The sequence below is a fragment of the Streptomyces sp. NPDC001858 genome, from assembly GCF_053594615.1.
This window is the reverse complement of the sequence record NZ_JBSFEV010000006.1, coordinates 1-24,129: the sequence shown is the minus strand read 5'-3', so window position 1 is coordinate 24,129 and position 24,129 is coordinate 1. Positions and strand designations below refer to the sequence as shown.

Sequence of the window (24,129 nt, the reverse complement as noted above, 5' to 3'; positions counted from 1 at the left end):
TCGACGGCGGCAACCTGGCCGGCAGCACGCCTACCGGCTGACGCGGGCCTACGGCCTGCCGCGCGCGTGCCGGCTGCCGTGGGCCTGCCGTCAGGCGTCAGGCGTCAGGCGTCAGGCGTCAGCCGTGAGCCTGACGGCCCGGTCTCACTTCAGGTGCCGGTCGAAGAACCGGTTTCCGTCCTCTCCTTCGAACCACGGGGTGCCCGTGTGCCCGCCCAGATTGGCGTGCAGCGTCTTCTCCTTGCTGCCGAAGGCGTCGAACAGGTCCAGGGCGCGTTGCCGGGGGTTTCCTTCGTCGTCCCACTGCAGGAGGAGCAGCAACGGAATGGTGATCTGCCGGGCCTCCTCGCGCTGGGCGCGGGGCACGTAGCCCCCGGCGAAGAAACCGGCGGCCGCGATGCGCGGATCGGCCGCCGCCAGCCGGATGCCGACGGCGGTCCACCCCGAGTACCCGACCGGGCCGCCGATCTCGGGCAAGGCGAGGAGGGCGTCCAGGGTGGTCCGCCAGTCCGGGACCGCCTTTTCGACGAGCGGGCCGATGTAGGACTCGAAGATGTCGTCCACCGGCTCGCCTGCCTGCATCGCCCGGCGGATCTCGGCGCGGGCCTGTTCGTCGGCGGCGGACCGGGGACGGTCGCCGCAGCCGGCGGCGTCGATGGTGGCCACCGCGTAGCCGTACGCCACGGAGTGCCGGGCCCGGGCCACCAGCCGGGGTTCCCGCTTGGGCAGGCCGTTGTTGTGGGCCATCAGGATCAGCGGGACCGGCGTGGTGGATGTGGCGGAGGTAGTGGAGGAGGCGGAGGTAGCGGATGTGGCGGATGCAGGCGTCCACAGGGTGCCGGGAATCTCGCCGAGGGTGAATTCGCGTGCGAGGACGCCGTCGTCGAGGCGTTGCTCGGAAGTGAAGTGCATGGTCGTGCCTTTCGGGAGTGCGCAGGAACGGCGCTCCCGGACGACCTACCGCCCGACCGTGACCCCGGAGGAGAGCACCCATGTCGAAACTGCGTTCACGGGTACCACCTCCTCGTTCTCTCGCACGGCCGCCGGAAAGCTAACACTCGTCTCCGTGGTCCGCCAACGGGTTTTCGCGCGCCCTACCGGCTGCTCGCCTCGGGCGCGACATCGCTCGTGCCGGAACGCGAGCCCGCCTGCCCGGGAGGCGACGGCGCCAGCAGTGCGGCGGAGACCAGCGTCAAGGAAGAAAGCAGGGTCACCAGCGCGATGCGTTCTCCGGTGGAGAACATGCTCAGGTGCTGCAGGTGGTAGAGCAGATGGAAGACGCAGAAAACAAGCCAACCCGCACCGACCGTGATGACGTACCGGTCGCTGTCGGCGAAACGCCAGGCCGCGGCCGTCACGACCAGGAGGGCCATGTACAACGCGGCCATGTCCGTGACCAGATGCTCGTTGTACGGACCGAGGCGGGGCTGCCAGGGCCGACCGATGTGCGGAAATGTGTCGTACCAGACCTCGGGCGCGAAGTAGGCCCACACATGCCCCAGGCATGCGAGAACCAGGAAACCGAGAAGTACCCGTCGTGTCCCAATCTTTCCCATGGCCATAGGACAGCGGCCCACCTTCGTCCGTGACACGTGATCACTGTGATTGTCGCCACGCTACTGCCTGCGTTTCGGGAGCGTCATGGACCCGCCGAGTCGGGGTAGCCGAGACACGAGACAAGAGCGCGCCCCTCCCGGACAGCGCGCCCCTCCCCCGACGAAGGAGGCCCGATGCCCCTCACCTTCCGCAAGAGTTTCCGCATCCTCCCCGGCGTGCGGCTGAACATCGGCCGGCGATCGTGGTCGATCACCACGGGCGGCGGACGGCACGGTCCGCGCCATACGCACAGCAGCACCGGACGTCGTACGACATCGGTCGATTTGCCCGGACCTTTCGGATGGCGTCGCACCCGTAGCGCCAGGCGGCGTTGACGGGACGTCACCCGAACGGACCCCCCAAGAGGTGCGATCTCATATCTGAGATAACCTCAGCCTCATGGCAGACGACTACCTCGTACGCATCGGCAAGCTCATCCGTGACGCCCGTCAGCACCGGGGCTGGACACAGGCACAGCTGGCCGAGGCGCTCGGAACCAGCCAGAGTGCCGTCAACCGCATCGAGCGGGGCAACCAAAACATCAGCCTTGAGATGATCGCTCGAATCGGTGAAGCCCTGGACAGTGAAATCGTCTCTCTGGGCTACGCGGGACCGATGCATCTGCGGGTGGTGGGCGGCCGTCGGCTGTCCGGCGCGATCGACGTCAAGACCAGCAAGAACGCGTGTGTGGCCCTGCTGTGCGCCTCGCTGCTCAACCAGGGGCGCACGGTGCTGCGCCGGGTCGCCCGTATCGAGGAGGTCTACCGCCTGCTCGAGGTCCTCAACTCCATCGGCGTACGGACGCGTTGGATCAACGACGGCGTCGATCTGGAGATCGTGCCGCCGGCCGAGCTGGACATGGCGGCCATCGACGCCGAGGCCGCCGTGCGCACCCGTTCGATCATCATGTTCCTCGGTCCGCTGCTGCACCGCATGAACCACTTCAAGCTGCCGTACGCCGGCGGCTGCGACCTCGGCACGCGCACCATCGAGCCGCACATGATCGCGCTGCGCCGGTTCGGGCTCGAGGTCGCGGCGACGGAGGGGCAGTACCACGCCATCGTCGACCGTGCCGTCCGCCCGGACCGGCCCATCGTGCTGACCGAGCGCGGGGATACGGTTACCGAAAACGCGCTGCTGGCGGCCGCCCGCTATGACGGTGTAACCGTTATCCGCAACGCCTCTTCCAACTACATGGTCCAGGATCTGTGTTTCTTCCTGGAGGCGCTCGGGGTCAGGGTCGAGGGCATCGGCACCACCACGCTCACCGTGCACGGTCTGCGGAACATCGACGTCGACGTGGACTACTCGCCCTCCGAGGACCCGGTCGAGGCCATGAGCCTGCTCGCCGCCGCCGTCGTCACGGAGTCGGAGCTGACGGTGCGCCGGGTGCCCATCGAGTTCCTGGAGATCGAGCTGGCGGTCCTGGAGGAGATGGGCCTCGACCACGATCGCACGGCGGAGTACCCGGCCGACAACGGTCGCACCCGGCTGGTGGACCTCACGGTCCGGCCTTCCAAGCTGGAGGCGCCGATCGACAAGATCCACCCGATGCCGTTCCCCGGCCTGAACATCGACAACGTCCCGTTCTTCGCGGCCATCGCGGCCGTCGCGCAGGGCAAAACCCTGATCCACGACTGGGTCTACGACAACCGCGCGATCTACCTCACGGACCTCAACCGGCTCGGCGGGCGGCTCCAACTCCTCGACCCGCACCGGGTGTTGGTGGAAGGGCCGACGCGCTGGCGGGCCGCCGAGATGATGTGCCCGCCGGCCCTGCGCCCCGCCGTGGTCGTCCTGCTGGCGATGATGGCGGCGGAGGGCACATCGGTGCTGCGCAATGTCTACGTGATCAACCGCGGTTACGAGGACCTGGCGGAGCGGCTGAACTCCATCGGAGCGCAGATCGAGATCTTCCGGGACATCTGAAGATCGCGAGGAAGGGTACCGCCACACCCCTGTTGACCTGCATGAATGCGGGGCGGGAGGGGAGGTGGCGGTGCCCCTCGCCCGCCTTCGAGCCGAACGCACCGCCTGGCGAACCGGTCAACCTGACACCCAGACCCCAGCCCGGCGTCGACTCAGACGCAGGCCGGGCAGACGGACGGCAGTCCGGTCGGTGACCGCGCCGGACACAACACTGACCTGGCCCCCGGTCACCGCAACATCACCGGTCAGCGCGTGGACCCGGACACGACGCTGGTCTCTTCCACTGGCAGTACGCCGGAACCGGCCTCCTGCCCGAACTCGAAGACCTCGCCGGCCTCCTGGCCGCAAAACGGCAGACCCGACCCGAACAACCGACCCGAACCCGGCGCTCGAAGCGCTCCGGTGACACGCCGGTCACCCGGTCGGTCACTCCACTGATCGGCTAACCAGTGCTGTCCGGCCTGGGGCCGTCGCGTGACCGCCGGCACCGAACTCCTCACCGTCCCCCAGTTGCCAACACCACCGAGCACGGAGCGCCACAATCACTCGCCTCCTCTACGGAGACCCGAACCTCGACAGGGTGTCCTGTTTCATCGTTGCCCAGCAAGATACGCACCCGAGCAGCATCGGCCACGCGGGCATCGATCTCTCGCAGCATGGCAATCAATCGCCGTCGGTCAGCCGCCGTACACCCGAACTCGGCAAGGCGGGACTTCTGAAAGTTGGGCAGCCGATGAGTTACCTGTCCCAGTAGCCGACTCGACCATTTCGAAGATACCTGGTCTCGACGTTGGGGACATCCCCGTTGATCACGCCATCGACATGGTCAGGGAGAGCCTTGTCGTCGACAACAACAGCGTACTGCTGATGCAGTAGAAGAGGCTCGATGTCAGTGCCGTGATGTTCACTTGGCCGCGTGGACATCTCTGCTTTGCGCGCCCGTCTGAACGACGCCTGGCGCGCGCCCGAATTGCACTGCCCGCTGCCCATCCATGGGGCAGGGCATGTCTGTGTGCCCAGTGACGCGGAGGATCTGGCCGAGCTGGAGCGCGTCGCTGCGGACATGGTCGACGGGGCGGGTCTGCCTGTACGTGCGTGGGTCGTCGGGGGTAGGGCGGCAGGGGTGTCCGACGGTCCGCCGGTGGGCGGGGAGGGCGGGCTCCCTATCGGCGGGGAGGGCGGGCTGCTGGAGCTGCGCGGGTGGGTGCTGGCCGAGCACTGGTTCGGATACGGCGTGACGGCCACCGCCGATGGCGCGTGCAGCGTCGTGATCCTCGCCCGGCGCGCGTTCACCCGCCAGCCCGGTGTCGGGTGGGTGGAGTTGCTGCGGGAGGCCACCGGGTGGACGGAGCCCGATCGGTGCGGCGTCGACTGGGCCGCGACGGAGGCCGCGCTGGGCACCGTGCTGCCCGGTGACTACAAGGACATCGTCGACGCCTTCGGCGCGGGCAGCTTCGACGAGTACCTGGACCTGCTGGTGCCGGGTGCGCTGGGCACGGATCTGGTCTCCTGGGGCCAGGACATGGTGCGGTTCGCCGACCTGTACCGGCCGTACCCGGTCCACCCCGCGCCCGACGGCGTGCTCATATGGGGGACTTCCGAGCAGGAGATGACCTTCCACTGGCTGACCGGACCGGCCGATCCCGACGACTGGCCGGTTCTGGTGCAGTATCTGGACGGTGAGTGGCAGCGCTTCGACTGCGGCACCGGCGAGTTCGTGCTGCGCCTGCTCACCGACCGCAACCCGCCGTTCGCATTTCCGCCCTCCGCCGGACCGTTCCCCCACTGGTTCGCTTCATGGGAGTTGCAGGAGCGCTGAGCCCTTTCTCACCCGGCTGTCAGCGCCGCTGACCATGCTCGGCGAAGCGTCTGGGCCGCCGGGACCGACTGCGGATCTGCTGGTCATGGACTCGCTGCAGATCGGTTCAGTCGTCAGCAGGCCGATGAGCAGCACAGGTATGAGGTTGGAAAAGGCTCAGTACGTGTGGAGGTCGGCGATAGTGAGGTTGTACATGCCAGCCACACCCGGACGGGACAGCACGCCACTCGGCGTGACCCTGGCTGTCGTCGGCGGTCTACCTGCCCATCGGTGCCGGCCAATTCCTGTATCTGGCAATGGTGTTGGACCTGCGCTCGAAACGGGTGGCGGGCCGGTCGATCGCCGACCACATGCGCACCGGGCTGGTCACCTACGCCCTCGGATCCGCAGCCCGTACTCGCAGCGGAACCCTTGGCGGGGCGATATTCCACAGCGACTACGCCGCCGCCGAATCCTTCAGCGCAGGCGGGAAACGGGAGACCCTGCAGGGAAGGAAACATTGGCCAGAAGCGCGTGAGGCTCGCTTTGCGGTGTTCCGGTGGGTCACTCGCAGACGCGGGGTGTGGCACGCCCCCCAGAGGGGACCCAGCGGCGTTGTCGTCGGTTGCCGACTCCCCCATCACCCCGCTCACCGACGCCGATTCGGCACTGCCGCCATCCTGCGACTTGATCCGCCGGACAGGCCTGGGCGGCGCATGACAGGAATGAGTGGCCGCCCGGACATACGGGCGGCCGGATCGGTGTCACACACTGTCACACGCGGGGCGCCACACACTGGCGCAAAAGCGGTGCCCAGCGCCATGGGACGTCCTCCGGTCGCCTGGGCGAAGGCGCGGGCCTCGGGTCGGTCCGCGCGGAGGCTGCCAGGGGGCGCAACACCTTGTCGGGGTCGTCCAGTTCGCCGTGCGGGCGATGTGCTCGGCCGACCAGGAGCGGCCGTCCGCCGGTCAGCTCGTGGAGACGGTCCAGGCGGTCCGGGCACCTCCCCGCCCGTGCACCGGGCGGGGAGGTGGCCTACCGCGCGACGGTCAGGACGTGTACCACTTCTGGTTGCTGGTCCCCTGGCAGCTCCACAGTTGGAGCTTGGTGCCGTTCGCGGTCTGCTTGTCGACCACGTCGACGCATTTGTCCGCTTGTATGTTCACCAGGTCGTGGGCCTTGTTGAGCACGAACCGCTGGGCCCAGCCGCCGTTGCACCTGGCCAGCTGGATCACTGTGCCGTTCGTGGTCGAGGCCCCCGCCACGTCCATGCACAGGCCGAACGCGCGGACCGTGCCGTCGGAGCGCAGGTCCCACTTCTGCCAGGCTCCGTTGTCGCAGTCCCGGATCTCCAGCCGGCTGCCGTCGCGGCCGGCGCTGCTCTGCGCGCCGCTCACCGCGATGCAACGGCTGCTCGCGTAACTGCGGATGCGTACGCCCGGGACGACCGGCGTCGAGGCGGGGGCGGTGGGCTTGGGCGTGGCCGCGAACGGAGGCTGCTCGTCCTCGTCGACCGGGCTGGAACCGGACTGCGTCGCGGACGGGTTCGGGGCGCCGCTGGGAGTGTCCGCACCGCTGCCGTTCGCGGGTACGCCGCCGAGGCCCGCGCCTCCGGTGCCGATACCGCCCGTCGTGCCGCTGCCGCCCATCGTGCCGCTGCCGCCCGCCGCGCCGCTGCCGGTCAGCCGGCTCCCGGACCCGGTCGCGGGGGGGATGTCGCCGCCGGAGCCGCTCGAACCGTCCCCTGCGTCCGTCAGTGGCGATGCCGACGGCACGGCGGTCGCGGAGGCGCCAGCGGCAACCGCCACCGTGTCACTCTTGCCGTCCTTGTCGGGCAGTATGTCGATCTGCGCCACGAGGGGCACGACGAGTGCCGCGCACCCTACGACGGCTGACGCCGCCGCGAGTACCCTCCAGGCCCGCCGGTCCGGCAGCAGCTTCCGCCGGGGCAGGGTCGGACGTCGGGCGAAGGTGTCCGCGAAGCGCGCAGACGCTCCGTCAGGGACATCAGGGTCCCGTATGTCGGGATGGGGAGGCACATGGTCTCCTGTCGGTTCGGGGGGAGGCCCGGCAGCGTAAGATCCGGTTTCGCTCGCCACTGCGCAAGATGTGCCAATGGTCGAACGGCTGAGGAAGTCTCACTTACATGCCAATTCGGGCCTCACTTGACCGTGAAAGCGTTATAAGTTTCGACACCTTGTGATCGGACAGTGTCACTCGACACTTTAATCTGTACGCCATGTGTGTGAACGAGCCCGACGGTCGTGAGGGCGAGCCGGGGATTTCCGGAGAGCGCGCCACCATATGTACCGATGAGAGCACCATCGTCGCCTGCCTCATAGTCGCAGAACGGGACAGTCTGAGGCGTTTCATCATCGGCCTGATGGGGCGCGACGTATATGCCGCCGAGGACGTGCTGCAAGAGACGCTGTTGCGGGCCCTGTCGCGTAGCGAGCGGCTCGACGTGCACGAGCGTCCGATCCGCATGTGGCTCTTCCGCGTCGCCCGCAACCTCGTCGTCGACCACCACCGCCGCGACCGCATGGTGCCCATCGGGGTCACCCCCGCCGACTTCGCGGGCACCGCGATCGCGCACGTCCGCGACCATGCCGGGGCCGTCGAGGACCGCACGATCGTCGAGTCCGCCCTGAGCGCTCTCCCGCCCGCGCACCGCGAGGCGGTGGTGCGGGTGCACCTGCTGGACCAGTCCGGCGCCGTCGCCGCCGCCGAGATGGGCGTGCCGCAGGGGACGGTCAAGTCCCGCACCCACCACGGCGTACGGGTACTGCGTGCGGAGCTGGAACGGCACGGAGTCGTCGGAGCCGCCGCGTGAGCCCCGCCACCGACTGGTCCCGGCTGATCGGACTCGTCGGCGTCGTCCTCCTGTTGACCGTGCTGGCGCACTGGCTCGTCCGCCGCAAGGGCGGCTGGGGTGCGCTGCGCCGACGCGTCGTCCGTGAACTGGCCGCGGCCGCCCATGGCTTCGCCAAGCCGGTCCGCACCGAGCTGCGCCACCGGCGCGGACTGCGGCTGCTGCGCCGCCTGCTGCGGGATCCGTCCGGCTGGGCCGACGCCGACCGGGCCGTCCGGCGGGCAGCCGCCGAGCACCCCGGAACGCTGCCGTACGCCGTCCTGCTCGGCAGTGACGTGGCCGGCGTGTACGTCGCCCACGGACAGGACGCCGGCGGGCCGGCCGAGCCCTGGGAACGCGACGCAGCCGAACCGCACCTGTGGTGGATCAGCCGCGCCGACCTCGGCTCCGGATCCATGGTCGCCGAGCGGCCCCCCCTGCTCGTCTGCGTCGGTACCGCGGGCCCCGACGCGGTGCTGCTCGACCTGGCGGCCGGCCCGTCCGCGCTGTCCGTCACGGGAGCCCCGCGCACGGCCCGCGCGGTCCTCCAGGCCCTGGCGGCCCAGGCCGACGTCCGCCTTCCGGCGGGCAGGGTCAGGGTGGGCACCGGGGTGCACCCCCACTACACCGGTACCGCCGACGTGTTCGACCGGCTGGGCGCCGGCGACTACGCCGTGTGCGCGCAACCCCCCGAGCGCGCCCTGCCGGCCGGCGCACGCCTGCTCACCCTGGGTGTCGCCCACGGGAGCACGCGCATCCTCGAAGCCGACGAGGAGGGATTCCTGCGGCCGTACGGCGCACCCGCGTCCCTGCGCGTCGACGCGCTGCCGCTGGGCCGCGCCGTCGCGCGGCTGGTCGGCACGCTGCCCCCGGTCCCGGGGGACGGGGAAGGCGGCGGCACGACCACGGCGCCCGCCGCCGGCCTCCCGTCGTCCGAGGACGACCTCGTCGAACAGGGCCTCCCCGGGGGCCCCGCCGAGGCCGTGTCCGCAGCCGCGCCCGCGCCCGCCCCTGTCCCCGCCCCCCGTACCGAATCCGGCGCCCTGACCGCTGCCGGCCCCGATGCCCCTGCTTCGCGGGACGGCGATCTCGCCGAGCCGGCCTCGCAAGGCCCGGCCGGCGTCTCCGCCTCCACCGCACGGCCCTCCTCCTCGTGACGCGCGAACCGGGAAGACAGTGAACCTCACCATCACCACCGTGGACGGCCCGGACGGCGTCCACCGCGACCACCTCGTACAGCTGCCCGCGGGCAGCACGTTCGCGGACCTCGCGAAGGCCGTCGACGAACGCGGCCCCCGTGAGCTGTACATGGACGACGAGCCGCTCGACGCCGACGCCCCCGTGGCCGGGGCGGGGCTCCGGGAGGGCGGCGTGCTGGGCCTCGGCGCCCCCGACACCCGGCCGGACCGGGTCCGCGTCGAGTCCGGGCCCGTCCCCGGGCCGGTCCTCGCCGAAGTGCACGTGGTCTCCGGACCGCAGGCCGGGCGCACCTGGCGGCTCGGCTTCGGCACCCACGAGCTCGGCTCCGGGCGGCTGTGCGCGATACGCCTGGAGGGCGCCGGCGTACCCGAGGGCGGCCTGTGGGTGACGGTCGGCGCGGACGGCACCGCCCACTGGCACCGGACCGGCACAGCGGACGACGACGAGGTGCACGGCCGGCTCGCCGCGCCCCCGCCGGACGACGCCGCCACCGCGCTGCGCCGGACGCGCCCGGAGCTGGTCGCCACCGAACGCACCGGCGCACCCGGTGAGTCGATCCCGTGGCCCGAGGGGGAGGACCTGACGGTCGGGCCCGCGCTGCTGAGGCTGAGCGCGCCCGTCGAGGCGGACGCCGCCGTGACGGCGTCCGCGGACGGCTTCGGGGTCGACTACAACCGTCCGCCGCGGATCGCCCCGCACCTGGACGCCGAGCGGGTCCGGCTGCCCATGCCGCCCTCGCCGCCGAACAAACAGCCCTTCCCCGCGCTGATGATGATCGCCCCGATGATCCTGGGCCTGTTCATGATCAGCATTTTCAAGTCGTACTACTTCATCCTCTTCATCGCGCTCGGTCCGCTGATGATGGTCTCGAACTGGGTCACCGGCCGCCGCACCGGCCGCAGGGACTACGAGAAGGCGACCCGTGAGTACACCGAGCGCCGGGCCGCGCTGGAGGACGGCGTCCGCGACGCCGTGGTCCGCGAGCGCGGGGTGCGGCACTTCACCGGGCCCGACCCCGCCGCCGTCGCCCTGATCGCCACGGGGCCCGGCAGCCGCCTGTGGGAGCGGCGCCGCCACGACGGCGACCACCTGGTGCTGCGGCTGGGCACCGCCGACCAGCCCTCGGTACGCGAGTTGGAGGACCCGGCCCGGGACGAGAACGCCCGCGTGATCCGCTGGAACATCCCCGACGCGCCCGTCGGTGTGGACCTGTCCGGTCACGGAGTGGTCGGCGTCGCGGGCCGGACGGCCGCCGTCCAGCCGCTCGCCCGCTGGCTGGTCGTCCAGGCGGCCGTCCTGCACAGCCCGCGCGACCTGCGGATCGTGCTCCTCACCGAGCCCGAGCGCGCCGCGGACTGGGCCTGGGTGCGGTGGCTGCCGCATATGCGCAGCCCCCTGCCGGACGGGCCGCTCGTGCTGATCGCGAACGACCCCGAGTCCACGACGTCCCGCGTCTCGGAACTGGTCTCGCAGATCCAGGCACGCAAGCGCATGGCCGGCTCCAACCGCGACATCGTGTTCTCCGATCCCGACGTCCTGGTGATCGCCGACGGGGCGCGGCGGCTGCGCGACGTGCCGGGCATGGTCCAGGTGCTGACCGACGGACCGGCCATGCGCGTCTTCAGCCTGTGCCTGGACGAGCAGGAGCGGCTGCTGCCCGAGGAGAGCACGGGTGTGGTGCTCGTCGAGGCGGGTCGGTCGACCGTCAAGCGGCCCGGTGTTCCCGACGTCGCGGAGGTGCGCACCGACGCGGTGGCGCCCCAGTGGTGCGACCAGGTGGCCCGCGCCCTGGCGCCGCTGCGGGACGTCAGCCCCGAGCACGACGCGGGGTTGCCCGGGCGGGTGCGCCTGCTCGACCTGCTCCGCCAGGAGCCGCCCAGCGCCGACCGGATCGTCGAGGGCTGGCGCAAGCGCCCCGCCTCCACGTCCTTCGTGCTCGGCACCGGCTTCGACGGTCCGCTCTCCCTGGACCTGGTGCAGGACGGCCCGCACGGCCTGGTGGCCGGCACCACCGGCTCCGGCAAGTCCGAGCTGCTGCAGAGCTTCGTCGCCTCTCTCGCGGCCGTCAACCGGCCCGATGAGCTGACCTTCGTCCTCGTCGACTACAAGGGCGGCAGCGCGTTCAAGGAGTGCGCGCAACTGCCGCACACCCTGGGCATGGTCACCGACCTGGACGCGCACCTGGTGGAACGCGCACTGGATTCCCTCGGTGCCGAACTGCGGCGCCGCGAGCACATGCTGGCGGACATCGACGCCAAGGACCACCCCGAGTACCAGGCCAAACGCGCCGCCGACCCGAGCCTCGCGCCGCTGCCCCGGCTGCTCCTGGTCATCGACGAGTTCGCCACACTCGTGCGCGAAGTGCCCGAGTTCGTCGCCGGACTCATCAACATCGCCCAGCGCGGCCGCTCGCTCGGCATCCACCTGATCCTGGCCACCCAGCGCCCGGCCGGCGTGGTCACGGGCGACATCCGGGCGAACACCAACCTGCGGATCGCGCTGCGGGTGACCGACCAGACCGAGAGCCAGGACGTCATCGACGTCAGGGACGCGGCGGACATCGCCCCCAACACCCCCGGCCGCGCACTGGTACGGCGCGGCCCGAAGGTGGCCGAGCCGTTCCAGACCGCCTGGGCCGGCGCCGAACGTCCCGATCCGAAGGCGCGGCAGAACGCGGCGCCCGAGCCGGGGGCGTCCGCCCCCGTGCGGACGGCCGCCCTGTCCTGGGAAGGCCTGGGACGCCCCGCCGAGCTGCCCGCCGAGGCCCGGGCCGCGATCTCGGCCCCCCAGGCCCCGGCCCCCACCGACCTCCAGGCGCTGGTCGCCGCAATCCGCGCCGGCGCGGACCAGCTGGCGGACTTCACCCCGCAGCCCAGCCCCTGGCTGCCACCGCTCCAGGAGGAGCTGCTCCTCGACGACCTCGACGCGCTCGGCTCCACCGGCGGTCAGCGGCTCCTCGTCCCGTACGCCCTGGAGGACGTACCCCAGCTCCAGCAGCGCCGGGTCGCCGTCGCCGACCTCGCCTCCTTCGGCCACCTGTACGTCATCGGCTCCCCCCGGTCCGGCCGGACCCAGGTGCTGCGTACCATCGCCGGTTCCGCGGCCCGCAAGCTGAGCACGGCCGACGTGCACATCTACGGCATCGACGCCGGCGGCGGCGGCCTGGCCGCCCTCACCGCGCTGCCGCACTGCGGGGCCGTGGTGTCCCGGCAGGACATGGAACGGCTGGGCCGGCTGCTGCGCCGCCTCAACCAGGAACTGACGGCCCGCCAGGACCTGGCGCAGCAGCACAACGCGTCGGGCATCGTCGAACTGCGCAGACTGCTGCCGAAGTCCGAGCGTCCCGCGCACATCCTGCTGCTCGTCGACGGCTGGGACTCGATCTCCGCCATCCTGGACGAACACGACCACGGCCAGCTCGTCGCCGAGGTGATCCGCCTGGTCCGTGAGGGCGCCGGTGCGGGCATCCACCTCATCGCCACCTCGGAACGGTCCCTCCTGGGCGGCCGCCTGGCCGCCCACAACGACCACAAGCTGCTCCTGCGCCAGGGAGACCGCACCGACTACCAGGCCGTCGGCCTGATGCCCCGCAAGATCCCCTCGATCATCCCGCCCGGCCGCGGCTGGCATGTGCTGAGCGGCACCGAGACCCAGGTCGCGCTGCTCGCCCCGGGCGGCGGAACCGAGCAGGTCGAGGCGCTGCGCGAGATCGGCACCGCCGCCCGCAAGCGGGACCTGAAGGTGCCGCAGCTGCAGCGGCCCTTCCCGGTCGCGTCGCTGCCGCGGTCGGTGGAGTTCGCCGAGGTCTACGACCGTGTTCCGGCCGACTCCCGCCGTCCCATGTGGGGCCTGCTCGGGGTCGGCGGCGACGCGGGCCAGCCGGTCGGTGTGGACCTCGCCGGTTCCTCGTCCGTCTTCGGCGTGTTCGGGCCCGCCGGGTCCGGGCGCAGCAACGCCCTCGCCTCGCTGGCGGTGTCCCTGCTGGCCGCCGGCACCTCGCTGGTCGTCATCACCCCGCGCGAGTCGCAGCTGCGGGCGCTGGACCGGCACGCCACCGCCCGGGTGCTCACGGCCGCCGATCCGTCGGCGGACGAACTGCGCGCCGCGCTCGACGCGCTGCCGGGCCCGCGCGTGGTCGTCATGGACGACGCCGATCTGCTGACGAATCCCGCCGCGGACAAGGTCCTGAAGGACATCGCCGTCTCGGGCCGCGACCAGGGCGCCGGACTGCTCTTCGCCACGTCCGCGGAGGCGATCCAGGGCGGCATGAGCGGCTGGACGCTGAGCGCGCGCCGGGCCCGGCGCGGGCTGCTGCTGGCGCCCAAGACCATCGGGGAGGGCGAACTGATCGGCGTACGCCTGCCGCACAGCGTCACCCGGGCGGTACCGCCCCCGGGTCGCGGATGGACCGCCGGGGACGACGGCAACGTGATGGCCGTCCAGGTGGCCCTGACGACGCTGCGGAAGGGGTGACGGTCCGGCAGCGTGATCCGCGCTGACGGTGCGAAAGGCGCCCCCGGCCATGGCTGGGGGCGCCTTTCGTACCGGTCACCTCGGCGTGCGCCGGGGTGTCGCTACTTGCTGAGGCTGTTGGCGATCTCCTCGTCGAACTTCCGGGCGTTCTCCATGATGCCCTTGAACATCTCCGAGAAGTCGTTGATGCCCTTCACGGCGGCCAGCAGGCTGGTGTCGAACTGGTTGTAGGTGTTGCGGATGACCTCGCTGGAGTGCTGGAAGACCATGCCGTCCTCGACGAGCGCGTTCACCCTGTTACGCAGGTTCGTCAGCGTGGGGAGGATGTTCTCGTGGGCGCTCTGGAGCAGGCCCGAGACTTCCTCGATCTTGGAGTAGTTGAGATTAATACCGTCGTAAGGCATGTCTTTCCTCTGTTTCTAGAAGGGGTCGAGAAAGTACGGATCATCCTTGGGGTCGTCGCCGGGCGTGTTGCCACCCTGGTTCCCCGACGGGTCGTTCGTCTCGACCTCCTGCCACTCCGGCAGTTCGCCGGCGCCGTCCCTGGGGCCGCGGGTGTACTCCGTGCGCTTGCCGTCGGTGTCCGTGACGACCATGGTCCCGCTGCCGTCGTCGTTGATGTGGCTCTCTGAGCGCATCGTGGTGTTGTCGGGGTAGGTCGTTTCCGTCGTGCCGCTGCCGTTTTTGTCGGTGTAGTTCGTGACGGTCTTGTGCTCCTTGCCGTCGTAGGTGACGGTCGTCTCCTCCCTGATCACGTTGCCGTCGGCGTCGAGCGTGAGCTTCGTGTGGATGTTGCCGTGCTCGGTCGGGAACGTCTGCTCCAGCGGCGGCGGGCCCGGGTCCGTGGCGGAGCAGAAGCCGGGGACCTCGCCACCCTCGCCGGGTGTGCACTGGTCGAGATGGGCCTGCTTGTAGTCCCATACCGCCTTGTCGCGCCGCCAGTTCTGCAGGCCCAGGGTGCTGCCCATGACCCCCATGTTCTGGGCGAGGTCGGCGTCGAAGGACAAGGCCGCCGCGCCGACCTGCCCGAAGGCGACCGCGAGTTCCTTGAGACCCTTTTCGGCCGCGTGCAGGGTCTGGAAGGCGTTCGAGTGGAACACGCGCATCGCGCCTTCCAGCGAGTGGTCGCCGAGCGTGTAATAGAAGTTGTTGTCCGACAGCTCGCTGAAGATGCCGGTGGTCAGCAAGGGACCGATCTCCTCGGCCAGGGCCTCGAGGTCCTTCTGGGCCTGGTGGAGGAGGTCGTAGTCGATCCTGAGTCTATCGGGCAAGGGGTCTGCCTCCCGGCACTCCGTCGGTGTTCCGTTCCACATGACCACGCGCCAGGGGGCCTGCCGGTTCACCGCCCGCGGAGGTCGCCGAACCGCTGCTGACGGCAGGCACCCGGGTGCCGGGAAGATCGTGTGAACCGCACCGGCCGCCCGTGCGTGGTCCTCGTGGTTACACCCCAGTTCCGTCGCTCCCCGGAGGGGCCCTGACATGCCGACTGACGTGCCGCCCGACCCCGCAGATCCGATTTCCTGGGAGAAGGTCCGGGGGAGAAAAGTAGGCCCTCCGGCTCTGGGGCAGGTCAACCGGACCAGGGTCCTGGCCGGCGAACTGCAGAAGTTCGGCGAACGGGCCCGGGCCATCAGGGCGCAGATCGTCGCGGTCATGAACACCGCCGACGACAGCATGTTCGCCGGTGCCGCCGCCGACGCCCTGCGGGCGAAGGTCGACCACCGGCTGCAAGAGCACATCGAGGACGTGGCCAGGGCGTTCGAGACCGCCGCCACCGCCCTCAACGGGTGGGCGGACACGCTCGCCGAACTCAAGCAGCGGGCCAACCGCGCCCACGCCGCCGCCGAACCACTGGCCGAGGACGATCCGCAACTGCTGGAGCACCGCAGGGAAGTCGAGCAGGTGGCCGCCGATCACAAGGCGGCGGCCGGCGTCGCGGCCGGCGCCATCAGGAGCGTGTCCCACATCCGCATGCCCATCTCGAAGTGCGAGGTGTTCTGGGAGGCGTTCAAGTGGCTGGCGATCGCCTTGATCGTGCCGGCCATCCTGATCGGTGGCGCCTTCGGCATACTCGCCTTCGGCGTGAACCTGGCGCTCTTCCTCAAGACCGCCGTCGATGTCGCCCGGGGCAAGGCCGGCTGGCTCGAGATGTTCCTCGCAACGCTCGGCATCATCGCGCCGAGCACCAGGGGCCTGCCCGTCTTCGGGGCGGTCAAGGCCGGTTGGAACGGTGCGATGAGGGGGCTCGTCGCGGGCTCCCACGCTGCCATGCAGGGGTGGCGCAACCTGTTCAGCAAGGGCTACTGGATGACCACCATCCTGCCGGGCATGCGCGACTTCGCGCGGCTCGCCCTGACCTTCGTACGCCAAGGAGCGCTGTGGGTGCCGCAGGCACTCCACGCCCTGCCGGGTGTCTTCCAGCGGGGTGGACTGGCCGTCGTACAGGGCATTCGCGCCTTCCCGGCCATCGTGCGCGGTGTTCCCGCGGCCATCGGCCGCGGCATCAGCACGACGTGGAGCGGTGTGAAGATCGTAGGGAGCTTCGCCAGACACACCCTCGGCGGCTGGAGGTGGCTGCGGCTCATCCTCCCCGTGGCCGGCCATGAGATCCGCCAGTTCGGGCTGGTCAGTGCCGCGAATCTCAGCATCTTTGGTCGCGGCGTCATGCACAGCCACTTCTTCGACGGGTCCTTGAAGGGCTCCTTCTTCGGGGTCAGCCACGGTGTCGGCCACTCGGTCCCCGGCGACGCAGGGATGCGGCCCTTCTCCCTGAACGGCGGTCCGGTGGACCTGGCCGCCGCGCTGCGGATGCCCGATCTGAACCTGAACGGCATCGGCGCGATCGGCGACCGGACCGGATTCGGCTTCCAGGCCGGCCGGCACATCGACGCCCTCGGCAGCCCGGCAAGCCAGCTGAACGGGCTGCGGATGGACGGGATCGGCGCCCTGCCGGGGCGGGCCGACGGCAGCCTCGGCGTCAGCGTCACCCCCACCCTCCACCCCTCCGGCCTGTACGTGCCCGCGTCCGCCGGCTCCCCCGCAGCCGCCCACAGCGTCAACGTGACCGCGGGCACGCCCGTCGCGGGGGGCGCGCACTCCGCGCTCGCCGCCCTTCAGGCGCCGCCGCCGGGGGCCGTACACGTCGGCGATCTGCTGGTGCCGGGCAACTCTGCCGGGGCGGCACACGCCGGGAACACCGTGCTCACCGGCACGCCGGCCCCGGGCGCCTCGGTCACCGGCAACCTGCTGGTCCCGGGCCCCCAGGCCCCCGGCGTCGGCGCGCACACCGTGCTCACCGGACCTCAGGTGCCGCACGCGGGCGCCACGGGCGTCCGCGACCTGTCGGTCGCCGGCCCCGCCCCGGCCGGTACGACGGCGGGAGTCCACCCGCCGGTCACCGGGGTCTCCCAGGTCCACTCCGGCAGCGGTTCGGCCACCTCGGCGTTCGATCTGCTCGCGACGGGCGGCCGCCCGATGCCGGAGAACCCCGTCTCTCCGAACACCGCAGCGGCCATCGCCGACCACACCACCAACGCCCTGAAGGCGAAGCACACCGGTCTCCACCTCGACGAACTCGTCCACCAGCCGGGCTCCCTCCGGCCGGGGGCGGTCCCCGAAGGCGGGGTGCCCGGCAGCGTGGCCCCCACCGCCGCCGTATCGGATGCCACGCGTCTGACCGGCGACGCCGGCGCGGCCGCTCCGGTCGCCCGCGCCGCCGCCCTGGACCTGCTGGACACCGGCGCGGGCGCGCGCCCCGCCGCCGGCAACCAGGCCCTCGCGGGCGTTCCCGGCAAGGGCGGCGCGGGGGACGGCGTGCAGGGTGCGCCGGTCCGTGCGGATGTGGACGGTCAGGGGGCGCAGGGTCCGCAGTCCGTTCCGCACGGCGCCGCGGATCCGGCGTCGGCTGCCGGGGAAGCCGGTCAGGCCGCCGTACGCCTGGACGACGCAGCACTTCCCGGCGCCGGGCACGGCACTGCCGGTGGGCCGGGCGAGGATGTGTTCGCCGGGGGCCGGGTCTTCGACGCTTCGGTGGCCGAGGGTGTCGTGGTCCCGGCCGGGGGCGTCGGCCCTGGCCGTGCCGGTGACGACAGTGTTCCCTCCGGCCTCCGGCCGGATGCGGGGCCACGGCCCGCGTGGCAGTCGAAGGCCGACCGGTGGGACGACTTCACGCGGGAACACGGCGCGTTTCACGCCAAGGTGCTGGGGGCGGAGTGGCGCCTGTGGTTGCGGGGGGAGGAAGAGCTCGATGCGGCCTGGCAGAAGGGGTACGAGAAGTTCGGCGCGGGCGATGAGCTGTTCTTCGGGAAGACCCTGCCCCAGGACGGGCACGCCGTGGCGGAGGCACGGCGTGGGTGGCGCGAAGACATCACCCGTGCGTTCAAGGACGAGATCGACAGGTCGGGTGTCGTCACCAGCGAGGCCCACCACCGGATCGTCGTCGAGGCGATGGAGGACGCGTACAAATACCTGATCCGGGCCGAACAGAGGGAAAGGTTCATCGCACGCTTCACGGAGGCGGTGGACGCGTACAGGTCGTCGCGTCCCGGCGACGTCGGCCGGTCCCTTCCGCCGTTCGAAGCGGTGTCCTCCAGGTACCGGTTCGACTCGGACCTCCAGCTGTATGTGAAGGACGACGCGGCTGTTCCCGGAACGGGGTCGGGTCCCGGCGGGCGGCCCGTCCGGGCCGGTGACGAGGACGCCGTCGCGGTGGACCACTTCCGTGACAAGTCGGGCGACTTCAATGTGCTGGAGCAGTACTTCCTCGGGAAGCTGGACGAGTTCGACCGGGCCTTCGACGGCTTCCTGCGGGACAGGAACGCCGGCGATCACCTGCCGGCGCCGGTGATGCGGCAGATCGACAACGTGTTGTCGGACATCGTCACGGATCTCGAACGCGTAGCGATCCGGGAACACGACATCCAGCCGGTCAGGACAGAGTTCGAGCGCGAGGTCCAGCGCCTCACCGCGACCGAGGACGTACTGAAGAAGTCGGACGATCTGAAGAGCTTCAACGCGCCTGGCAGGGTACTGCAGGAGTTCCAGCGGGACCTGCGCGCCAGGCACGAGGGACCGGCCCCGAGAATCGACGCTGCCGAATGGACCGAGAACTGGCAGCAGGCCGCACTCGACGCTCTGAAGGGCGCCCAGCAGCGTGTGGGGCGCGAGCATTTCCTCCACACCCGGCTGCGGATCGAGGCGGGCTTCGCGGAGGGCGTGCTGTCCGCTCCGGGTGGGCCGTCCGGCTCCTGGGGGCACCTGTCGGCCGGACCGCAGCAGCGGCTCTCGGTGGACGATGCCCTGGCCCGGCTCGGGAACGACGGGCGGCAGCGGGTGGTCGCCGAGCACCTGGACGCGGTGCGCAGGGAGTATCTGGACACGGTGCGGAAAAGCCCCGCCCTCTACTTCTCCGAGCGCTCCCCCGGCCGCCCGTACGCCCAGGCGGTCGAGCTGTGGGCCGAGGTGAGCGACCGGCTTCGCGCGACCCTGCCCGACCGCATCGTCCACCAGGCCGAGCTGAACACCGTCATGGACGACGCCGCGCGGGACTCCCACCCGCTCGCCGGTCAGCCCAACGACCCGATCCGGGCCGAACAGCGGGATAGGTTCGTCGCACGCTTCAAGGAGGCGGTGGCCGAGTACAAGTCGGGTACCGGCGATCCGGGGCGGTCCCTCCCGCCGTTCGAAGCGGTGCCGTCGAGGTACAGGTTCGACTCGGACCTCCAGCTGTATGTGAAGGACGACGCGGCTGTTCCCGGAAGGGGGTCGGGTCCCGACGGGCGGCCCGTCCGGGCCGGTGACGAGGACGCCGTCACGGTGGACCACTTCCGTGACAAGTCGGGCGACTTCAATGCGCTGGAGCAGTACTTCATCACGAAGATGGAGGAGTTCGACCGGGCCTTCGACGGGTTCTCGCGGGACAGGCACGTCGGCGATTTCCCGATGCGGCAGTCCGACCACGTGTTGGCGGACGTCTTCACGGATCTCGAACGTGTGGCGATCCGGGAACGCGACGTCAAGCAGATCACGGAAGCGTTCGACGGCGAGCTCCAGCGCATCACCGCGACCGAACACGATCTGAAGAACTGGGAAAACCTGAAGCTCTACGCCAAGGACCCGGAGTACACGCTCGCCGAACCCGGGGAGCGCCGGATTCTGAACGAGTTCGAGCGGGACCTGCGCGTCAAGTACGAGGAACTGGCGACGAGGAGCGACCGTCGCCTGTGGGACGACGAACTGGCGACGGAGACCGACCGTGTCCTGTGGGCCGATCAGTGGCAGCAGGTCGCACAGGACGCTCTGAAGAGCGCCAAGGGGCGGGTGGCGCACGAGGATTTCATCCAGATCCGGTTGCTGCACGAGAAGGACTTCGCCGAGGACGTGCTGTCCGGTCCGGGCGGGCCGTCCGGCTCCTGGGAGAGCCTGCCGGCCGGACAGCAGCAGCACCTCACCGTGCTGGACGCCCTGGCCCGGCTCGGGGACGACGGGCGGCAGCGGGTGGTCGCCGAGTATCTGGACGCGGTGCGCAAGGACGCCGGCCGCTACTTCACCGAGCAGCACCTCGGCGACCCGGCCGCCGACGGTGCCGCTAGGGCGCCGTGGGAGGAGGTGCGCGACCGGCTTCGTCTGACCTTGCCCGACCGCATCGCCCACGAAAGCCACCTGCACAACGTGGTGGACGACGCCGCGCGGGACTTCAACCGGCTCGTCGGTCACCCCGCCGACATCCGGACCCTGCACGTGCCGGACGAGACCGTCGGCAAGCTGGCCGACGACTTCCGCACCGAACGCGTCACCGCGTACGACGCGCTGTTCGCCCCGCAGGGACACAAGACCGACGTGTGGCTCGCGCACGAGGCCCACCACACGGACGGGTTCCGCTCCACGTTCGACGAGCTGCGCACCTGGAAATACCGGCCGGAGCAGCCGGCGCAGCCCGAGCCCGACCTGCACAATGCCCTCTCGACGGCGCCGGAAAGTCCCGGACGTGCGGAGGGCGCAGATCCCTCCCCGTCCCCGAGCCCCGTCGGCGAGCACGAGGCGGCGCCCACCCCCGCCTCCGGGTCGTCCGACGGCCTGGCCGACCTCGGGACGCACACCCCCGCGCGCGGTCTCCCGGACGCGGGGGACCATGTGCAGGCACTGCTGTCACGGGAGACGGCCGGCCGGCCGGGCGTCGTGTCCGAGACACCGTTCACGGCCAGGACGCCCGAGAGCCGGGTGGAGACCGTACTGCGGCAGACGGTGGACAGCGACCGGTTCAAGGCTCTGGTCGAGGCGCACCTGCCGCGGCGCGGTACGGACGTCCCCCTGACCCGCGGGGACGTCGTGGCCGCCTACCAGGAGGTGCGCGCCACGTACGGTGACGTGCGTCTCGACGGGCTGCGCGAGCGGTTCCAGGCCGAGGTGGTCGCCCGTCACCTGCGCGGCGAGCGACTGGACGACTTCTTGACGACCGTGCAGGTCAACAATCTGGCGCGCTACACCTTCGGTCCCGCCGAGGTGGAGCAGGCCAGGACGCGGCTGGAACAGGACCCGGTCTTCACAGACGCGAGCGGCTGGGTGCAGGCCCTCCGGATCGCCGTCCACCTGTCCTCCTCCCTGGACGAACTGGCGAAAACCACCAGAAGCCTGATGCCGGACCAGTACAGGTACGAACTCGAGACCACCGAAGTGCAGCGCGTCGACAGAAGCCTGGCCGAACGCTTCGGCACCTCGTACACCGGGTTGCCCGTCATCTACCAGGCCGCCGGCATCGCCTCCGAACTGGGGCAGCAGAGCCGGCCCCCCGCCGCCGAAGTCACGGCACAACCCGTGCAGATCGGTCCGCAGGCCGGACCGCGCCAAGCCGATGGACCGGCAGAGCCCGCGGCGGTCACCGGGCTCCGGCCCGAGGTCGCGGTCGCCGCCCCCGAGGCGGTTGCGACGGGTGTCTCTGCCCTGGGTCGCGATCAGGGGCATGCTCATGCCGCAGTCGACGCGGGTGCGGCACTGACGGACGCCAGGAATGCCTGGGACGACGCGCTGTCGGACTTCGCGAGTGCGGAGCATCGGCATCTCGACGGGGTCGGCGGCTCTGCTCACGCCGACGGGTCCGGCCTCGCGCAGGCGTGGAACCGTTTCGTGCGGGCGGACCTGGAACAGGCTCTCGCGGAGGAGCAGTGGTCCGAAGTCTCCGACGGTGCTCCGCTGCCCCAGGTGGCGGAAGTGGAGGCGCGCTACGGAGTGCTGCCCGGCGGGTCCCGGGTGTCCCACTGGCTCAAGAATCTGCTGCGTCATCACCGTGCGGCCCCGGACGCGGCCCCCGAGGGGGTCGTGTTGTCGGCGAGCCCGGTGCCCGCGGCCGGCCATGTGGTGATCAGCGCCGAGAAGGCCCATGAGATCCTGGGCCGCGAGGTCCGTGTGCTGATTCCCACGAGCCGCGACCTGACGGTGGCGTACTGGCTGCAACACCCCAACCGGGCCGAAGCCATGTTCACGACGGACATGGACGCGCTGAACAAGGCATACGCCACGGCAGCGGACGACAGGCTCATCACCGCCTTGGACGTCCGCGTCGCGTCCCTCACGGACGATCTCGACCTCTTCCGCAGCCTTCAGGCCCGTCAGGTCTGGAACACGGTGCGAATACCGCAGATTGCCGCACTCGTCATGGCGGAGCGGCGTGGTCTGCAGTCCCTGGCCCTCGACCGTGCCGAGCTGGTCTCCAAGCTGCGCAGCGGCGAGTGGCCATGGGCCAAGGGGTACCTGCTCGGTGGCGGTATCGACGGGGTGCTGCACAGCCTGGTGGACCGCGTGATCCTGCACCTGCGCAACGATCTGTCCCTGACGGTGAACGTGCGTCTGGACAAGCCCGTCGACGCCAAGGGCACGGTCACGGTGGTCGAGCAGATGCTGAAGGACCACAAGGTCCTGTTGCGTAACATCTGGGAGAGCCCGTTTGGCGCCGACCGTGGCCGTGGGCCGGCTGAGGAGGCTCTGGGGTATCCGGCCACGGTGAAGCGGACCGTCCAGGGATCCGGGATCTACCAGGGCCGGACAGGCAAGGCTGACGAGCTGTTCGCGCCGACGGAACCCTCGGACCTGCCCAAATACGCGGCGCTGACCTCGCCCCACCGGCCGCAGGGCGTGGAGTTGTACGGCAATGCCGTCTTCCATCTCAAGCACGGGCTGATGGAACGGGCCTCCTACACTCCGTCGGACAGCTTCAGCAGTGGGCCGAGGGGAGCGGAGGGTGTGACCGGCCTGGGCAACCTGGTGCCGCTGCTCAACCACGGCGACCAGTCCCTGGTCAGGCTGGCGTTCGCCGAGGCCACCGACTTCGCCTTCGACCCCCTGTACCGTGCTTTGCGCGACTCCGGGCGCCTTCCTTCCCGGCTGCAGGGCTTCTTCGAGGCGCAGATCCATGGCGAGGTCGCGTGGCAGGACCTGGACCGGGTTGTGCTGTTCCACGATGCGCAGAGCGCAAAGTCGTCTCAAATGGCGCTGGACCACAAGAAGCAGTTCGAGGATTTCGCCGACAGGCACGGTTTCTCGTTCACCGTGGACACGGCCCCGCTGGTCCACACGACGCGGCTGCCGATGGCCCCGGTCACCGCGCCCGACCCAGACCTCCACGAGAGCTTCGCGGACCTCGGCTTCACCGCAAAACTCCTGGACGAGGACGGTGTTCCGATGGCGCACCGCATGGACGAGGCCGCCGCGGCTATGGCCGCTGCCTCCAGGGTTGACGCCAAGGGGACATTCGGGCTGACGGGGCCTCAGCGTTCGGAGGCGTTGCGTTCGTTCCAGCGGGCGTGGGCCAAGTCGCCCGCCGAGGCGCCGTCCGAGGGTGAGCTCGGCAACCCGGTGCATGTCGCGTTGTTGAGGGCGTACGCGCTGGTGGGGCGGTTCCAGCGGTTCCCGTTCGGAGGGATGGCCGCACGGCTGGAGGAGCATGCCGGGAACTTCCACATGCTTTCCCCGGCGGACCAGGATGTGGTGGTCGTCGCCGATTTCCTGCGGCGGCAGCCCACGGCGCACCCCGATGAGGCCGTACGGCTCGCCCGGGAGCTCTCCCGGGGCAAGCCGACGCCCGATGCCAAGGCGTTGGCGGGCAGCCCGACCTTCACGGGGTTCCAGGGCCTTCCGGATCTGGTTTCTCCGGCCCAGTCAGGGTCTCAAACGGTGCCCGCCGCCGTGCAGGCTGTTTGGGTGGAGGGGCGGCCGGTCGATTTCCTGAACCCGGCGCGCTTCCGTGAGCAGACCGCGGATCCTTCGGTTCTCCATCCGCGTTCGCGTTCAG

Annotated in this window: 11 protein-coding genes and 2 pseudogenes; 8 read left to right on the top strand and 5 right to left on the bottom strand. The window is 70.6% G+C overall.

Translation table 11 applies throughout. The annotated features are described in order from the left end of the window. Window positions 1-144: 144 nt before the first annotated feature. Window positions 145-912: an alpha/beta hydrolase gene (locus tag ACWCPF_RS10540; protein ID WP_451044600.1), complete on the bottom strand. Its 768-nt coding sequence runs from the start codon at window positions 910-912 to the stop codon at window positions 145-147. 182 nt (window positions 913-1,094) lie between these two features. Further along, window positions 1,095-1,556 (bottom strand): hypothetical protein, encoded by a 462-nt coding sequence (locus ACWCPF_RS10535; RefSeq protein ID WP_451044599.1) that lies wholly within the window; start codon window positions 1,554-1,556, stop codon window positions 1,095-1,097. A gap of 174 nt (window positions 1,557-1,730) precedes the next feature. Here ACWCPF_RS10535 and ACWCPF_RS10530 point away from each other — a divergent pair, with 174 nt between their 5' ends. The 4 genes and pseudogenes from ACWCPF_RS10530 to ACWCPF_RS10515 all read left to right on the top strand — a co-directional run. Then, complete coding sequence (locus ACWCPF_RS10530) at window positions 1,731-1,931, top strand: DUF4236 domain-containing protein (protein WP_451044598.1); 201 nt, start codon at window positions 1,731-1,733, stop codon at window positions 1,929-1,931. 64 nt (window positions 1,932-1,995) lie between these two features. Next, entirely contained in the window at window positions 1,996-3,525 is a 1,530-nt protein-coding gene (locus ACWCPF_RS10525; protein WP_451044597.1) for a helix-turn-helix domain-containing protein, read from the top strand. Between the two features lie 916 nt (window positions 3,526-4,441). Beyond that, entirely contained in the window at window positions 4,442-5,344 is a 903-nt protein-coding gene (locus tag ACWCPF_RS10520) for a hypothetical protein (RefSeq protein ID WP_451044596.1), read from the top strand. A gap of 239 nt (window positions 5,345-5,583) precedes the next feature. Then, window positions 5,584-5,895: pseudogene (locus ACWCPF_RS10515) on the top strand (IS3-like element ISRhosp5 family transposase); the annotation flags it as partial. Window positions 5,896-6,372: 477 nt separating this feature from the next. On the opposite strand, the gene ACWCPF_RS10510 reads toward ACWCPF_RS10515, so the two are convergent. After that, on the bottom strand, window positions 6,373-7,179 hold the full coding sequence (locus tag ACWCPF_RS10510) for a ricin-type beta-trefoil lectin domain protein (protein WP_451044595.1): 807 nt from the start codon (window positions 7,177-7,179) through the stop codon (window positions 6,373-6,375). Window positions 7,180-7,604: 425 nt separating this feature from the next. Between ACWCPF_RS10510 and ACWCPF_RS10505 the strand changes: the two genes are divergently transcribed. From ACWCPF_RS10505 to ACWCPF_RS10495, 3 genes are read left to right on the top strand one after another with little or no spacing between them, the layout of a single operon-like run. Further along, window positions 7,605-8,156, top strand: coding sequence for a sigma-70 family RNA polymerase sigma factor (locus tag ACWCPF_RS10505; RefSeq protein WP_451044873.1), 552 nt, complete (start codon window positions 7,605-7,607; stop codon window positions 8,154-8,156). Next, on the top strand, window positions 8,153-9,331 hold the full coding sequence (locus ACWCPF_RS10500) for a hypothetical protein (protein ID WP_451044594.1): 1,179 nt from the start codon (window positions 8,153-8,155) through the stop codon (window positions 9,329-9,331). The genes ACWCPF_RS10505 and ACWCPF_RS10500 overlap by 4 nt, the downstream gene beginning before the upstream one ends. 19 nt (window positions 9,332-9,350) lie before the next feature. Continuing rightward, a complete protein-coding gene (locus tag ACWCPF_RS10495; RefSeq protein WP_451044593.1) occupies window positions 9,351-13,847 on the top strand; it encodes an FtsK/SpoIIIE domain-containing protein in 4,497 nt (1,498 codons plus the stop codon). A 101-nt stretch (window positions 13,848-13,948) separates the two neighbouring features. Here ACWCPF_RS10495 and ACWCPF_RS10490 read toward each other — a convergent pair whose 3' ends face one another. Next, window positions 13,949-14,251, bottom strand: a complete 303-nt coding sequence (locus ACWCPF_RS10490; protein WP_451044592.1) for a hypothetical protein — start codon at window positions 14,249-14,251, stop codon at window positions 13,949-13,951. Window positions 14,252-14,266: 15 nt separating this feature from the next. After that, window positions 14,267-15,118 carry a hypothetical protein gene (locus tag ACWCPF_RS10485; RefSeq protein ID WP_451044591.1) on the bottom strand — a complete coding sequence of 284 codons (852 nt, stop codon included), beginning with the start codon at window positions 15,116-15,118 and terminating at the stop codon, window positions 14,267-14,269. Between the two features lie 208 nt (window positions 15,119-15,326). Here ACWCPF_RS10485 and ACWCPF_RS10480 point away from each other — a divergent pair. Then, window positions 15,327-24,129, top strand: a pseudogene (locus ACWCPF_RS10480) (hypothetical protein); the annotation flags it as partial.

Bases quoted from the DNA above. Each gene is read 5' to 3' on its own strand.
- ACWCPF_RS10525 (WP_451044597.1), top strand. From the start codon at position 1,996: ATGGCAGACGACTACCTCGTACGCATCGGCAAGCTCATCCGTGACGCC.
- ACWCPF_RS10530 (WP_451044598.1), top strand. From the start codon at position 1,731: ATGCCCCTCACCTTCCGCAAGAGTTTCCGCATCCTCCCCGGCGTGCGG.
- ACWCPF_RS10490 (WP_451044592.1), bottom strand. From the start codon at position 14,251: ATGCCTTACGACGGTATTAATCTCAACTACTCCAAGATCGAGGAAGTC.
- ACWCPF_RS10540 (WP_451044600.1), bottom strand. From the start codon at position 912: ATGCACTTCACTTCCGAGCAACGCCTCGACGACGGCGTCCTCGCACGC.
- ACWCPF_RS10535 (WP_451044599.1), bottom strand. From the start codon at position 1,556: ATGGGAAAGATTGGGACACGACGGGTACTTCTCGGTTTCCTGGTTCTC.